The organism is Providencia sp. PROV048, from assembly GCF_033688165.1.
Lineage (GTDB): Bacteria > Pseudomonadota > Gammaproteobacteria > Enterobacterales > Enterobacteriaceae > Providencia > Providencia hangzhouensis.
The window spans coordinates 701,889-717,022 of the sequence record NZ_CP096360.1; the positions used below are offsets into that span (position 1 = coordinate 701,889).

Annotated in this window: 15 protein-coding genes and 1 other annotated feature; of the genes, 8 read left to right on the forward strand and 7 right to left on the reverse strand. The window is 40.1% G+C overall.

Features of this window, described 5'->3' with window-relative positions; all coding sequences use genetic code 11:
* Window positions 1-110: 110 nt before the first annotated feature.
* Window positions 111-2,024: a murein transglycosylase gene (gene sltY / locus M1F26_RS02965; protein WP_180359516.1), complete on the forward strand. Its 1,914-nt coding sequence runs from the start codon at window positions 111-113 to the stop codon at window positions 2,022-2,024.
* 376 nt (window positions 2,025-2,400) lie between these two features.
* Window positions 2,401-2,718, forward strand: coding sequence for a trp operon repressor (gene trpR, locus M1F26_RS02970; protein ID WP_004905694.1), 318 nt, complete (start codon window positions 2,401-2,403; stop codon window positions 2,716-2,718).
* Between the two features lie 489 nt (window positions 2,719-3,207).
* Here trpR and yjjX read toward each other — a convergent pair whose 3' ends face one another.
* Window positions 3,208-3,744 (reverse strand): inosine/xanthosine triphosphatase, encoded by a 537-nt coding sequence (yjjX, locus tag M1F26_RS02975; protein ID WP_004914743.1) that lies wholly within the window; start codon window positions 3,742-3,744, stop codon window positions 3,208-3,210.
* A gap of 52 nt (window positions 3,745-3,796) precedes the next feature.
* On the opposite strand from yjjX, the gene gpmB reads away from it, so the two are divergent.
* Window positions 3,797-4,444, forward strand: coding sequence for a 2,3-diphosphoglycerate-dependent phosphoglycerate mutase GpmB (gene gpmB, locus M1F26_RS02980; RefSeq protein ID WP_102138956.1), 648 nt, complete (start codon window positions 3,797-3,799; stop codon window positions 4,442-4,444).
* Window positions 4,445-4,487: 43 nt separating this feature from the next.
* Here the strand turns inward: gpmB and robA are convergent, their stop codons facing one another.
* The gene (robA, locus tag M1F26_RS02985) at window positions 4,488-5,402 is read right to left on the reverse strand and encodes an MDR efflux pump AcrAB transcriptional activator RobA (RefSeq protein ID WP_140172067.1); all 915 of its coding nucleotides are present in this window, start codon (window positions 5,400-5,402) and stop codon (window positions 4,488-4,490) included.
* A gap of 185 nt (window positions 5,403-5,587) precedes the next feature.
* Here robA and creA point away from each other — a divergent pair, with 185 nt between their 5' ends.
* Window positions 5,588-6,064: a protein CreA gene (gene creA, locus M1F26_RS02990; protein WP_004905686.1), complete on the forward strand. Its 477-nt coding sequence runs from the start codon at window positions 5,588-5,590 to the stop codon at window positions 6,062-6,064.
* A 62-nt stretch (window positions 6,065-6,126) separates the two neighbouring features.
* Here the strand turns inward: creA and arcA are convergent, their stop codons facing one another.
* On the reverse strand, window positions 6,127-6,843 hold the full coding sequence (gene arcA, locus M1F26_RS02995; protein WP_004905684.1) for a two-component system response regulator ArcA: 717 nt from the start codon (window positions 6,841-6,843) through the stop codon (window positions 6,127-6,129).
* A 1,089-nt stretch (window positions 6,844-7,932) separates the two neighbouring features.
* Here arcA and thrL point away from each other — a divergent pair.
* The 4 genes from thrL (at window position 7,933) to thrC (ending at window position 12,777) form a co-directional block, all read left to right on the forward strand.
* Entirely contained in the window at window positions 7,933-8,001 is a 69-nt protein-coding gene (thrL, locus tag M1F26_RS19980; protein WP_071548816.1) for a thr operon leader peptide, read from the forward strand.
* Window positions 7,940-8,061: a sequence feature (Thr leader region), on the forward strand. Its footprint overlaps the gene before it by 62 nt.
* 24 nt (window positions 8,062-8,085) lie before the next feature.
* Window positions 8,086-10,545, forward strand: coding sequence for a bifunctional aspartate kinase/homoserine dehydrogenase I (gene thrA / locus M1F26_RS03000; protein ID WP_096864560.1), 2,460 nt, complete (start codon window positions 8,086-8,088; stop codon window positions 10,543-10,545).
* A gap of 3 nt (window positions 10,546-10,548) precedes the next feature.
* Entirely contained in the window at window positions 10,549-11,478 is a 930-nt protein-coding gene (thrB, locus tag M1F26_RS03005; protein WP_004905678.1) for a homoserine kinase, read from the forward strand.
* Between the two features lie 3 nt (window positions 11,479-11,481).
* Window positions 11,482-12,777: a threonine synthase gene (gene thrC, locus M1F26_RS03010; protein WP_004905677.1), complete on the forward strand. Its 1,296-nt coding sequence runs from the start codon at window positions 11,482-11,484 to the stop codon at window positions 12,775-12,777.
* Window positions 12,778-12,903: 126 nt separating this feature from the next.
* Here thrC and M1F26_RS03015 read toward each other — a convergent pair whose 3' ends face one another.
* The 4 genes from M1F26_RS03015 to M1F26_RS03030 form a co-directional block, all read right to left on the reverse strand.
* A complete protein-coding gene (locus M1F26_RS03015; protein WP_140172068.1) occupies window positions 12,904-13,572 on the reverse strand; it encodes a hypothetical protein in 669 nt (222 codons plus the stop codon).
* A 61-nt stretch (window positions 13,573-13,633) separates the two neighbouring features.
* Window positions 13,634-13,864 (reverse strand): hypothetical protein, encoded by a 231-nt coding sequence (locus tag M1F26_RS03020; RefSeq protein ID WP_036958562.1) that lies wholly within the window; start codon window positions 13,862-13,864, stop codon window positions 13,634-13,636.
* Between the two features lie 420 nt (window positions 13,865-14,284).
* Window positions 14,285-14,446, reverse strand: a complete 162-nt coding sequence (locus tag M1F26_RS03025) for a hypothetical protein (RefSeq protein WP_180359517.1) — start codon at window positions 14,444-14,446, stop codon at window positions 14,285-14,287.
* A gap of 208 nt (window positions 14,447-14,654) precedes the next feature.
* On the reverse strand, window positions 14,655-15,119 hold the full coding sequence (locus tag M1F26_RS03030; RefSeq protein ID WP_094961922.1) for a hypothetical protein: 465 nt from the start codon (window positions 15,117-15,119) through the stop codon (window positions 14,655-14,657).
* Window positions 15,120-15,134: the final 15 nt, after the last annotated feature.

Genomic DNA, 15,134 nt, shown 5'->3' on the forward strand with positions numbered 1-15,134 from the left:
CCCTGTCTATCTTCGCTTGTCGCTTGCCTGCAACTCGAATTATTTGGGGTATATATAGGTTAAGGTCTTTCCTGTATTTTGACTTTAGTTTAGCGATGGAGCGAGTGAATATGAAAGGTTGGTTAGCGGCAGTACCTGTGACAATGTTGCTGGTTTCCAGCGCAGTATGGGCGGATTCCTTACAGGCACAACGGGAGCGTTATCAGGCAATTAAGGTTGCATGGGATGCCAATAAAATGGATGAAGTCGAGCGCTTGCTGCCGACCTTGCATGATTATCCACTTTACCCTTATCTCGCTTATCGTGAGTTAACTCAAGACTTGGATATTATCTCGCCACGACAAGTTCAGGAGTTTATTAATACCTACCCAACCTTGCCTGTCGCTAAAAATCTCAAAACACGCTTTGTCAACGAACTAGCTCGCCGCCAAGAGTGGAAATCGCTGCTTGAATTTAGCCCTGAGGCGCCAAAACCTGCCGAAGCCCAATGTAATTTTTATTTTGCTAATTGGGCTGTGGGAAATAAACAAGTTGCTTGGCAAGGGGCAGAAAAAGCTTGGTTAAATGGCCGTTCAATGCCGAGTGCTTGTGATAAATTATTTAACGAATGGGAAAAAGCGGGTTATTTAACCCCTGAGATGACCCTTGAGCGTATTAATTTAGCCATAAAAGAGGGCAATACATCGATTGCGAGTTATTTAGCAAAACGCTTACCAACCAGTTATAAAACGATTGGTGATGCGCTAGTGAAATTACAAAATGACCCAGCCTCAGTCGTGACATTCGCTAAAACGATGACGCCAACGGATTTTACTCGCCAAGCCACCATCGCGGCCTTTAGCCGTTATGCGCGCCAATCTCCTGATGCGGCTCGTACAGTACTTAATAGCATAAGTTCTGCACAAAAAATGAATATGGCAGAAAAGCAGTTACTTAAAGACAGTATTGCTTGGCAATATATGGGTGATGTGACCCCTGAACAGGCCCAATGGCGTGATGAGACCATTCAAGAAAGCAATTCATCGTCATTGAAAGAGCGTCGTGTTCGTTTAGCATTAGGGGCTGGCGATAAGAAAGGTGTCGCTTCATGGTTAAATCGCTTGCCAGCGGAAGTGAAAAATAAAGAAGAATGGCAATATTGGCAGGCCATCACGTTAATTGATGCAGGTAAAAAAGCAGAAGGTGAGACGTTACTTCGCCAATTAACTGAAAAACGCGGTTTCTACCCAATGGTTGCAGCACAAGTCTTAGAAGTAGATTACCCTGTATATGTTAAAACGGCTGTTAAACCAGACTCAAGCGTCAGTCAACTCCCAGAAGTTCAGCGTGTTAGAGAGTTAATGTATTGGGAGCTAGACAACCTTGCTCGTTCTGAATGGGTGAGTTTAGTGGCATCGCTACCTGCCAACCAGCAAGAGCAATTAGCGCGTTATGCGTTTGATAATAAATGGGCTGATCTCAGCGTGCAGGCGACTATCACTGCTAAACTTTGGGATCACCTAGAAGAACGTTTCCCATTAGCGTGGGATAAAGAATTCAATTTATATACCAAATCGAAAGATATTCAAAAGAGCTATGCAATGGCAATCGCTCGCCAAGAAAGTGCGTGGAATCCACAAGCTCGCTCACCTGTCGGAGCGACAGGTTTGATGCAATTGATGCCAGCAACAGCAAAACATACCGCGCAAAAACAAGGTATTAACTACGTAAATGCTAGTCAATTAACTAATCCTACGACCAATATTGAGCTGGGAACAGCATATTTGGAAGATGTTTATCAGCAGTTTGGTAATAACCGCATTTTAGCCAGTGCGGCTTATAATGCAGGCCCATCCCGTGTGACTCGTTGGTTAGGTAACAGTGGTGGGCGTATTGATGCGGTCGCGTTTGTTGAAAGCATCCCGTTCTCAGAAACCCGCGGTTATGTGAAAAATGTTCTATCGTATGATTTATTTTATCGACATTTTATGGGGCAGAAGAATAGTAAGGTGTTGCTTTCGAATGAATGGAATATGAAATACTAAAAATACTCTTCATATTTCGAATTGTAGGGGTGTTGGCTACGTTTGCTAACCCTAGTCACATACTTGTGTATGCTCCTAGGGCTTAGCATCACTTGCCGCCTACCTACAATCCGAACTATTTTGAGTATTCATATTTTTTATATTTCGATTTATAGGGGCTTCGTATGTTAGCTTTAGTTGCATACAGGTGTATGCTCCCCGAGCTATCCTCGCTGGTCGCCTAGTCACAACTCAAACTATTTAGCGTATTAATGCAGTAATTAAATGAAATTTGGTTGCTTTTTGTGTTATTGAAGCTTGAGACGCGTTTGGTTGATGATTTCTAATAAGAGTGTGTTATTATTTGTACTAGTTAAATAGTATGGGTGGATAAACGATGACAGCAAATCAACAACATGACCCGGCGCTGACTGCCGATGAGAACGCTGACTGGCTGCGCTTTGTGAATTTATTACAATTGGCATTTGAACAAGATATTCATCTGCCAGTTCTTCAGTTATTACTCACACCAGATGAGCGTACAGCGTTAGCGACTCGCGTTAAAATTGTACAAGAACTGATGCGCGGTGAAATGAGCCAAAGAGAACTGAAAAATGAGCTAGGAGTGGGAATAGCAACTATTACTCGGGGTTCGAATAGTTTGAAATCAGCTCCTATTTCTGTGAAGGAGTGGTTAGAGCAGCAACTTCTCTAAAATACGCGTCATATTTTGCGCTGTGGCGTTGTTGGCTGCATTCGGTTATCCGAATCGCATACTTGTGTATGCTCATCGGGATAACCTCACTTGCCGCCTAGCCACAACCCAAACTATTTAGCGTATTGGTATTTATTGTATTTCAAATTGTAGGGGTGTTGGCTTCACTCATTTGCCCTAGTCACATACTTGTGTATGCTCCTAGGGTCTTATTCGCTTGCCGCCTACCTACAATCCGAACTATTTAGCATATAAATATGCGTCATATTTTGCGCTGTGGCGTTGTTGGCTGCATTCGGTTACCCGAATCGCATACTTGTGTATGCTGCTGCTCTTTTGCCGCTTTTTTCCCACAATCCGAGCTATTTAGAATATAAAGGGTATTTATATTTTAGATAAATAGGCATAAAAAAAGTATGGTTTCCCATACTTTAGTGTGAAAAGAGTGGTGTTTAATCGCACATGCAATTTTAATTATTTTAAGTATAATTAATCTTCTACTTGGTTTAGCTCTTTATAAATTTCATGCTTAATGGGAACTAAGGCCAATATCAAGGCTTGTTGGTAAACACTAGTGCGAGTTAATACCCCATCAGTGAAAAAACCAATGGCACCACCTTGTTGTTTGATATTATCGATGCCTGTTAAAAAGGCCATTTCATCACCGAGTTCGCGGCCTTCACGAATACCCGCCAGAATTTTTTCTGGGATCATAATACTGGCAGAGCGAGACTCACCGCGTATTTGCTTATGTTCAATCACTATCCAAGCAAATGTCATATCGTCTTCGATACCCGCTTCAATGCCAACCCAAAAATCCGCTTCGGGGCGAACTTGCCTAGAGGCCATAACGCGTTGTCTAGCCCCAGTACGGGTTTCATTATTACCGATAGGTTGCTGTGGAACACTGCTATCGACATTAATATCTTCAATTTGATAACTGCCAGCCCCAAAAACAGCATCGAAAGCAAGATGGATCGCTTTAATTTTGGCAGGATTAGTCGTTGCAGCTATAACTTGGTACATTAATTATTTTCCTTTGAACACATACTTCGAAAAGTAATAACGGAACACATCTATGTTACAGGTTTATCTTGTTCGCCATGGCGAAACTGAATGGAATTTAGCTCGTCGCATCCAGGGACAATCCGATAGCCCTCTGACCGCCACTGGACGACTGCAAGCAAGGCAGGTGGCTGAGAGGATAAAGTCAGAAGGCATTACCCATATTATCACTAGTGATATGGGACGCACACTGGAAACTGCACAAATAATTGCAAGTGTATGCGGGTGTGAAATTACCACAGAACCGCGTCTACGTGAACTAAATATGGGCGTTCTTGAGCAAAGAGCAATAGAGTCGTTAACGCCAGAGGAAGAACAGTGGCGTAAAAGCTTAATTGATGGCACTCGTGGAGGACGAATTCCAGAGGGTGAATCGATGGAGGAGCTGTATACACGCATGTTTGCAGCACTAAATAGTTGTTTAGATTTGCCTGAAGGGAGTCGCCCACTGATTGTTAGTCACGGCATTGCGTTAAGTACGTTAATTAGCCGTATTATGGGGGTTCCTGCCTATTCAGAACGCCGCTTACGTTTACGTAATTGTTCACTATCTCGTGTTGATTACCAAAACAGCCCATGGCTTGCGAATGGTTGGATAGTTGAAACAGCCGGTGAGGTTACACACTTATCGCAGCCAGCTCTCGATGAGCAACAAGGTTAACTATTTAGAAAAAGGAGTTTCAACAAACTGAAACTCCTCTGCTTTAGGGGGTTGCGGTCGAATCTGTTTTGATTGGTACATAATAATCAAAGGTATCGATGTGTGTCTTGGGGTCATCATTTTCTGGGGTGATATGACGTAAATCGATGTTTTTTAATCGATAATGTTCGATATCATAACCTGGTCGACGCGTTAAATTCAGCTTAGGTAAATATACGCCATAAATTTGGTACAAAAACTCTTGTAATGCATCTCGAGTTGGCGTCCCATTGAACGAAAATTTAACATAATGGCCACTTGGTAGCGTTAAACTCGTGTACTGGTCAGTGTTAAAACTCGCATCCTCAGGTTTTACCGCAGTGGTATAGAATACCGTTTGTTCATCTTCTTTTTCTGGATTATGAATGGCATGGTGCAAGCCAAAAACTTCAGACGCAATAGTCGTCGTATTATCCAAATAGTAGTGCCAAAATGTTTGGCGCATTTGGGAACAAGCGGTCGACCACTCTTCTAGCGCATAAGAGCAACTTTGTTCCAAGCCAACCAGCTCTTGTGCTGGCATTTGTAGGAATTCATGTTCAATATTGGTGTGATTATCTAAAATAATCGGTGGACAAATACCTGCAGCGCACCATTCTTCACTCCGACGATAAAACGCTGGAGTTAGGTTAAATTGCTTTTTAAAGGCTCGAGTAAAAGTTTGTTGCGAATCAAATCGATACTGCAGAGCAATATCAAGAATTGGTCGGCTTGTTAGCCGCAATGCAACCGCTGCCCGAGAAAGCCTTCTAGCTCGAATATAAGCCCCAATCGCTTGGTCTGTCACCTCTTTGAACATTCTTTGTAAATGCCACTTAGAGTAGCCCGCTTTTGCGGCAACATTATCTAGCGAGAGTGGTTTATCCAGATTGTCATCTATCCAGCGAAGCAAGTCGCGAATAATATTAGTTTGATCCATGTATATCCCCAGCCAATGCGACTTATAGAACAGATATAATCTATCAATGAATTGCTATTCTATATCAAGTTATCTTTTTCGTTTATAGTAAATGAGTTGTATTTGATAATTAGTTAAGAAAGTGAATAATAAATCTTGTGCCACTACGAGGTTTTATCGATTTTTAGTTGAATAGGAAATTCAGTATGCGTCGTTCCAGATTAAAAAATATCGTACTTGCAGCATTATTATCAGCGTTGCCGAGCATCACATTTGCTGAAGAAATCGGTTCAGTCGATACTGTTTTTAAAATTTTCGGCCCTGATCATAAAATTGTTGTTGAAGCATTTGATGACCCTGATGTTGACAATGTGACTTGTTATTTAAGTCGTTCAAAAACAGGGGGGATCAAAGGGGGTTTAGGTTTAGCAGAAGACACCTCTGATGCTGCCATTTCATGTCAGCAAGTTGGGCCGATCGAGTTAAATGACCGTGTCAAACGCAAACCGACGAAAGGGCAAGTTGTCTTTCAAAAACGAACGTCTTTAGTCTTCAAAAAATTACAGGTTGTACGCTTTTACGATCCAAAACGTAATGCATTAATTTATTTGACTTATTCAGATAAGATGATCGACGGCTCACCAAAAAATGCGTTAAGTGCAGTACCGATTATGCCTTGGTGATTAATTTAGATGATAAAAAACCGGCTATTTAGCCGGTTTTTTGAATATCAATTCAAAATTGATTATTCGTCTAAATCACCGCAAAAGCGATAGCCTTCACCGTGGATGGTTGCAATGATTTCTGGCGTATCAGGTGTTGATTCAAAATGTTTACGAATACGACGGATCGTTACGTCAACAGTTCTATCATGTGGTTTCAATTCACGGCCTGTCATTTTCTTCAGCAGGTCTGCGCGAGTCTGAATTTTTCCTGGGTTTTCACAGAAATGTAGCATCGCACGGAATTCACTACGTGGTAATTTGTAGTGTTCACCAGCAGGGCTGACTAATGAACGGCTGTTGATGTCTAATTCCCAACCATTAAACTTATAGCTTTCCACTAAACGACGTTCTTCCGTACCACCCGCTAAATTCATAGTACGAGACAGTAGGTTGCGCGCACGAATAGTCAGTTCACGTGGGTTAAATGGTTTAGTGATATAGTCATCAGCACCAATTTCAAGGCCAAGGATTTTATCGACTTCGTTATCACGTCCTGTTAAGAACATTAACGCAATGCTTTCTTGTTCACGAAGTTCGCGAGCAAGTAGTAAACCGTTTTTACCTGGTAAATTAATATCCATGATGACTAAATTGATGTCATGCTCAGAGAGAACATTATTCATCTCTTCGCCATCAGTTGCCTCATGAACCACATAGCCTTCCGCTTCAAATATGCTTTTAAGCGTATTGCGTGTGACAATTTCATCTTCAACAATCAAAATGTGTGGGGTCTGCATAGTTGCTACCTAAAGTATTAAAATAAAAATACTGAACTCACAAGCCGTTTCCAGTTAGGTGGTTATTGATATTTTTCTCTGGAAAAACACGTTTATGAGTATAAATTTGTTTTGAAATTCAATAGTGCCATTATGTTACCATCTTGGGCAAAAGACTTTAACAACAAGCCAAAATATAAGCACTTTCCCAATATTGTACTGTTAACAGCAATATAACAGCTAATACTGCATTTACCACCTAAAAAACTAACTTTTGTTGATACATATCAAAATCAATTGTAGCACGTTAACAAAAATTGTTAGGTAGATAATTATATAAATTAATGCAGTGTTTAGGAATCAGATAGCGTCTAAAAAAGGGGAATAGTTGATGCCCAAGGGGGCTTCGGCTGGGTATTAATGAATATAGTCTTCAATGGGTTAAATATACCATCATAAATAATGTTTAATTTGTGACCTACCTCCAATTTTGAAATGTTATTTTGCTACAAAAAAAGGTGAAAAATTTATCTTGTTAGAGATAACAGGATGTAAATATTTAGTCTGTAATTTTTTGTTTCATTTAATTAGGAAAAATACTTATTTTATTTTGATGTGACTATTTTTTAACAATTCCATAGCATCTGTTTGTAATTTAAACGAATGAAAAAGTCATGAGACTAAGTATTAATACGCACCTGTGTAATCTGTTGATATTGGCGCTCATATATTGATGAACATGGGGGTAAATGATAAGAAATATAGCTGCTAAATGCATCAATTAAGCTGGTCGTTGTTGCTCATCTTCTCATCTTGATTCTCTTCACAGGAAATTACTGAAGGCTATCTCTATTGCCTATTTAATAGTCATTTTGGTTTTTCATTGAGTAAAAAATTATTAATCTTTAAATCTTTGTTATCTTGGTTTTTAACACTGCATTTGATGTAATGAGTGTCTTTTTGTGAATGAGTTTTTCGTGCTGGCAGATAATTTATCGAATAAAAAAAGGGAGATAAAAGGGATGTTTTGCAAATAAATTTGACAAAATATACCAATTGCTTTAACCGTATAGAGAGAAACTTAAAGAATCTAAGAGACAGACAGAATCTATGCGTAATATCAGCCTGACTATTATTATTACCACCACCACCGTAACCACAGGAAACGGGGCGGGCTGACGCATCCAAAAAATAAAAATGAAAAAGCCCGCATACTTAACCGATGCGGGCTTTTTTTTGGTGTTAATTCAGGAGAGAAATACCATGCGTGTGCTTAAATTTGGCGGTACTTCGGTTGCAAATGACGAACGAGTACTGAATGTTGCTGACATCGCTGAAAGTAAACTAGCAGATGGACAAGTGGCTTTGGTGCTATCTGCACCAGCAAAAATCACAAACCATCTGGTTGCTATGATTGAAAAAACGGTTGCAGGACAAGATGTCATCACGCATGTTAATGATGCTGAAATGATTTTTGCTAACCTTTTAAAAGGATTAAAAGAAAAACAACCTGGTTTTGAATATGATCGGTTAAAAAAACTGACAGAACAAGAATTCGCACAAATCAAACAAGTACTGCATGGTATTACTCTTCTCGGGCAATGTCCGGACAGCATTAACGCATCAATTATCTGCCGTGGTGAAAAGCTCTCTATCGCCATTATGGAATCAGTGCTAAAAGCACGCGGCCATAATGTGACGGTTATTAACCCAGTTGAGAGTTTACTTGCGAAAGGTCATTATCTTGAATCTACGGTTGATATAAATGAGTCAACTAAACGTATTGCCGATTTAAATATACCGAAAGATCATTTTGTCTTAATGGCAGGTTTCACAGCGGGTAATGAAAAAGGTGAATTAGTAGTATTAGGCCGTAATGGGTCTGATTATTCTGCTGCGGTTTTAGCGGCCTGCTTACGTGCTGATTGTTGTGAAATTTGGACTGATGTTGATGGGGTCTATACTTGTGACCCGCGTTTGGTGCCTGATGCGCGTTTGTTAAAAGGCATGTCATACCAAGAGGCCATGGAGTTATCCTACTTCGGAGCCAAAGTTCTTCACCCTCGTACCATCGCCCCAATTGCTCAATTCCAAATCCCTTGCCTGATAAAAAATACCACTAATTTAAGCGCTCCAGGTACTTTAATTGGTGATGGGCAAACCGATGAGAGCACGCCAGTGAAAGGAATCACCAACCTGAATAACATGGCGATGATCAACGTATCCGGCCCCGGAATGAAGGGGATGGTGGGGATGGCTGCTCGCATTTTCTCCGTCATGTCTCGCAAAGGGATCTCTGTCGTTCTGATCACACAGTCTTCATCGGAATACAGTATTAGTTTTTGTGTTCCGCAAAATGAGTTAGTGAGAGCTCGCGCTGCACTGGAAGAAGAATTTTACTTAGAGCTGAAAGATGGCGTACTTGATCCACTGGATGTGATGGAGCAGTTAGCGATTATTTCAGTTGTGGGGGATGGAATGCGCACTTTGAAGGGCATTTCGGCGCGTTTCTTCTCGGCTTTAACTCGCGGTAACATCAACATTGTCGCTATCGCACAGGGGTCTTCTGAACGTTCTATTTCTGCCGTTATTGCCAATGAGTCTGCCACAACAGCGGTACGCTTATGTCACCAAATGCTATTTAATGCAGAGCAAGTTATCGAAGCCTTTATCATCGGTGTGGGTGGTGTTGGTAATGCATTAATTGAACAAATTCACCGCCAGCAACAATGGTTAAAACAAAAGCATATTGATCTGCGTGTATGTGGTATTGCAAATTCACGCGCAATGTTAACGGATATGCAAGGGATTGATTTAGATAACTGGAAAGCGGAGCTAGCGGAAGCGAAAGAGCCATTTAGTTTAAGCCGTTTAATTCGCTTAGAACGTGAATACCATTTCTTGAACCCTGTCATTATTGATTGCACATCAAATCAGGAAATCGCAGAGCAGTATGTCAATTTCTTGAAAGACGGCTTTAATGTGGTTACACCGAATAAAAAAGCCAATACATTATCGATGGATTACTACCATCAATTACGTGCGGCAAGTGAAACCTCGAAACGTAAATTCCTCTATGACACTAACGTAGGTGCAGGGTTGCCAGTTATTGAAAACCTACAAAACTTACTAAATGCAGGGGATGAACTGGTTCACTTTAGCGGAATTTTATCAGGATCTTTATCATTCATTTTTGGTAAATTAGACGAAGGTATGTCTTTATCAGAAGCCACAACACTTGCGAAAGAAAAAGGTTTCACAGAACCAGATCCTCGTGATGATTTATCAGGTATGGATGTTGCGCGTAAATTATTAATTTTAGCGCGTGAAGCGGGTTATCATTTAGAATTGCAAGATATTGAAATTGAACCTGTTTTACCTTCGGACTTTGATAGCAGTGGCCCTGTTTCTGAGTTTATGGCACGTTTGCCACAACTGGACGAGCAATTTGCACAGCGTATAAAAGCCGCAGAAGCGGAAGAAAAAGTGTTACGCTATGTTGGGCTGATTGAAGAAGGGCGCTGCCAAGTGAAAATCGTCGCTGTTGATGGTAATGACCCACTCTTCAAGGTTAAAAATGGTGAAAATGCACTGGCTTTCTATACACGCTATTACCAACCAATTCCTTTAGTATTAAGAGGTTATGGCGCAGGTAATGATGTTACTGCTGCTGGTGTATTTGCGGATATGCTGCGTACCCTTTCATGGAAATTGGGAGTTTAATAAGTGATTAAAGTTTATGCACCGGCTTCAATTGGTAATGTGAGCGTCGGGTTTGATGTCCTTGGGGCAGCTGTTTCTCCTGCTGACGGTTCACTATTAGGTGATTGTGTAACAATTGAAGCTGCGGATACTTTTTCCCTGACGAATCAAGGAAAATTCGTTGCTAAGCTGCCGAAAAAAAATGAACACAATATTGTTTACCAGTGCTGGCAGTTGTTTTGTGAGCGCCTTGGTAGGCCATTAAATGTCGCGATGACGCTTGAAAAAAATATGCCAATTGGTTCAGGGCTCGGTTCTAGCGCCTGTTCTGTTGTCGCTGCACTGATGGCGCTTAACGAATTTGCAGAGAAACCATTCGATGATACTCAACTGCTTGGCATGATGGGGGAGCTCGAAGGGCGTATTTCAGGAAGTGTGCACTATGATAACGTCGCACCGTGTTTTTTAGGTGGTTTGCAGCTGATTATCGAACAAAATGGCATTATTTCTCAGCCTGTACCTGCATTTGAAAATTGGTATTGGGTTATGGCTTACCCTGGAATTAAGGTATCGACAGCAGAAGCGCGAGCGATCCTGCCTGATAGCTACCCACGCCACGATATAGTAAACCATGGTCGATACTTATCAGGGTTTATTCATGCATGCCATACAAACCAGCCGTTACTTGCCGCAACGATGATCCAAGATGTTGTCGCAGAACCTTATCGTACACAATTATTACCCGGTTTTGCGGCAGCACGTCAAAATGCAAAAGAAATCGGTGCATTGGCTTGTGGTATCTCTGGCTCAGGGCCAACATTGTTTGCTATTTGCGATGAGAAACATATCGCTGAAAAAATGGCGAGCTACTTGCAACAACATTATATTCAGAATGATGAAGGCTTTGTGCATATCTGCCGTTTGGATCTGGCCGGGGCAAGGACAATAGGGTAAATAATGAAACTGTATAATTTAAAAGATAACAATGAACAAGTAAGTTTTGCACAAGCGGTTAAGCAGGGGTTAGGTAAGCAACAAGGTTTATTTTTTCCTCAAGACTTACCTGAGTTTACAGCGGCTGAAATCGACGAATTATTAAAATTAGATTTCGTCACACGTAGCAGCCGAATTTTAAGTGCCTTTATTGGTGATGAAATTCCACAAGAAGAATTAGCTGCACGTGTTAAAACCGCGTTTGCTTTTCCTGCGCCAGTTTCTAAGGTTGAAGATGATGTAGCAACGTTGGAGTTATATCATGGGCCAACACTCGCATTTAAAGACTTCGGTGGCAGATTTATGGCTCAGGCATTGGGCCAAGTAGCTGGTGAGCAGCCGGTGACCATTTTGACTGCCACTTCTGGGGATACAGGAGCCGCGGTTGCACACGCATTCTATCGTCTTAAGAACGTGCAAGTTGTTATTCTCTATCCAGAAGGAAAAATTAGCCCGCTGCAAGAGAAACTCTTCTGCACGCTGGGTGAAAATATTCATACGGTTGCGATTAAAGATGACTTCGATGCATGCCAGGCATTAGTAAAACAATCATTTGATGATGAAGAGCTGAAAAAGGCGTTGTATTTAAACTCGGCGAACTCGATCAATATCAGTCGTTTGTTAGCTCAAATTTGTTATTACTTCGAAGCCGTCGCGCAGATCCCAGCAGAAAAACGTGATCAATTAGTGATCTCGGTTCCGAGTGGTAATTTTGGTGACCTTACGGCAGGTTTATTAGCTAAATCAATGGGCCTACCGGTTAAACGCTTTATTGCAGCAACTAACGTAAATGACACTGTGCCGCGTTACCTTGTTGATGGACAATGGAAACCAAAGCAAACTGTGGCAACATTATCGAACGCCATGGATGTTAGCCAGCCAAACAACTGGCCTCGTATTGAAGAATTATTCCGCCGTAAAGGTTGGTCCCTTGATGAATTAGGCCATGGAGCGGTGAGTGACGACGTGACTAAAGAGACAGTACGTGAATTAGATAAAAAAGGGTATTTATCTGAGCCACATGCTGCGGTTGCTTATCGTGTGCTTCGTGACCAGTTGCAAGAAGGTGAATACGGGCTGTTTTTAGGCACGGCACACCCAGCTAAGTTTAAAGAAAGTGTTGAAGAAATTCTTAATAAGGCAATACCTTTACCGAAAGAGTTAGCAGAGCGTGCGGAACTACCACTCCTCTCACACTTTTTACCATCTGACTTTGCACAATTACGCGCATTTTTAATGAAATTAGCACCTAAGCAATAAAAATTGCAAGTGTACGAAAAACGGAAGCGAAAGCTTCCGTTTTTATTGGTAATACCATCTTTTATAAAGATAATTATATGGTTTCATATTGCCACATCACTTATTCACTTCTAACGGATTTATTTGTCACATTGAGCTAATGCTAATACCATCGTGCCCATCTCTACCGCCATCAGGTCCACCGCGTCCTCCTTTTCCTCCTTGGCTACCATTGCCCCCATTGCCACCATTACCACTACCAGAGCCGTTGCCCCCATTACCTCCGTTACCGCCATTAGTTCCACCATGTCCCCCATTTCCCCCATTGCCATTTACAGTTCCATTCCCGCCGTTCCCACCACTACCACCACCATCTCCATCACCGCCATTTCCGCCATCACCTCCAGTTACACTGCCATTACCGCCATTTCCTCCATTGCCATTACTGCCTTTTTCTGCGTTTCCGCCATTGCTACCATTACCGTTATTTGATCCTGTTCCGCCATTCCCTCCATTTTGGCCATCACCACCGTGTCCACCATGACCACCATGACCACCGTTACCACCATGGCCACCTTGACTATCATTTCCAGCGTGACCCGAATTTCCGTTTTGTCCATAACTTACAAAGCTAAACATTTTAGAATAGTAATATTGGCCATGGAGTATCGAACATACTTTATTATTAATTTCATTTATATTGAGTTCATTTTTTAATAAACAATTAGATGGGGTATTAAATAAGGAGTGAGAGTATGCTGAAAATGAAATAGAACTAATTAATAAGACGCCAAGTGAAATGTAATTTTTATACATGATAAATTCCTCTGTTCCCCCCTCATCGAGTGAGGAGGGAAATATTTAGTGACGAGATATATTATCTACCGTTGCCGCCATTACCGCCGTTACCACCATGGCCGCCATTCCCTCCATTACCACCATTTCCTCCATTACCACCATGGCCGCCATTCCCTCCATTTCCTCCATGGTTTTGTTCATAAATAGTAGAATAAGTCGAAGTATTGTCAGAATGTTTTTCTTGGAAAGAAGTTGCAGATGCTAGAATTGGGAATAATAAAGATACTATGACAATAGATGCTTTATACATATAAAATCCTCGATTAAAAGTTTAAATTGAAGTGAACTGCAAGGAAATTGTAATTCATGATTTTGAATAAGTAATTAATATTTTCATCTAAGAGTGAAATTAAATTTATTCCACTGTTAATATAAAATAACATTATTTATTTTTTTTGTGCATATTTTAAATGATTTATTAATAATGAATTATTTGAGATAATTAATTAATAATTTGCTAGGCAATGTTTTGTTTTAAAATTAATTATCATAAGATTAGGGTTTTATGGGGTAGGATAGTAAAGTGGAATATATTAAAATACAATTCCACTTTACCATTGATTTTAACAGCATATAGGCCTGTGTTTCCTAATGTAGTATATTAAAAGGATATAAGGCTATATATTATGAAGGGAATTTACCTTAAGCTTTGTTTGATGTCTTCTGAATTTTATTTGATGTTCAGCCAAACATCATCATCATCATCTCCGTTATAGGCTACGTTTACGTCTATATCTAGGATAGGTGGCTCTGGTGGGAAAGGAAGAATAGGAGTAGCGAAAGAGAGAGTTGGAAATAATAAAAATGCAAATATGATTGATTTTTTAAACATATAATCACCTTTTAAAGTTAGTATTGAAATGAACTGCTTAGAAATAATAACTTATTTTTCTTGATGTTCAATAAATATTCAATCAATTTAGTAATAAAAAATGAAATTGGTCAAATAAAATCTATTCGTTGTGTCTATAACTAAATTTTATTTTTTTAATTTAAAACCATATTAATATTTATTTAATAATATGGTTTTAAAGTTATAATTAATTATTTTTTGAATATCCTATTATTTTACTTTGTATAGAAGCAGATGAACTATTTTTATGAAAGTTTAACATGGTGACGGCTTTTTCATTTTCATTCATATCGGAAAATGGTTTTGCAACTTTTACCATCGATTTTTTATAGTTAGGTGATTGGTTTTGGTGGCTACTGATCATATTCTGCATTGCTGGGGAGGTACTATTTTGAGTAAAATTCAATGCGGTAGCAGCTTGAGTATGTCTATCTAATTGAAGAAATGATTGGGTTGAGTTGATATTATCGTTGACTGAAATACCCGCCTTACTCAAGTGGTCATTAATCGATTTTTGATTAGAATACGATGTATTATTCTCAGTGAAATTTAATGCATTCGCTGCATTATAATGTATTTCTTTTTCTGTTTGAGCGGTTGCTACATGTGTTGTTACAGTTACAAGTGTTAAAGCAAAAATAATTTTTTTCATTACAAATCCTTATTA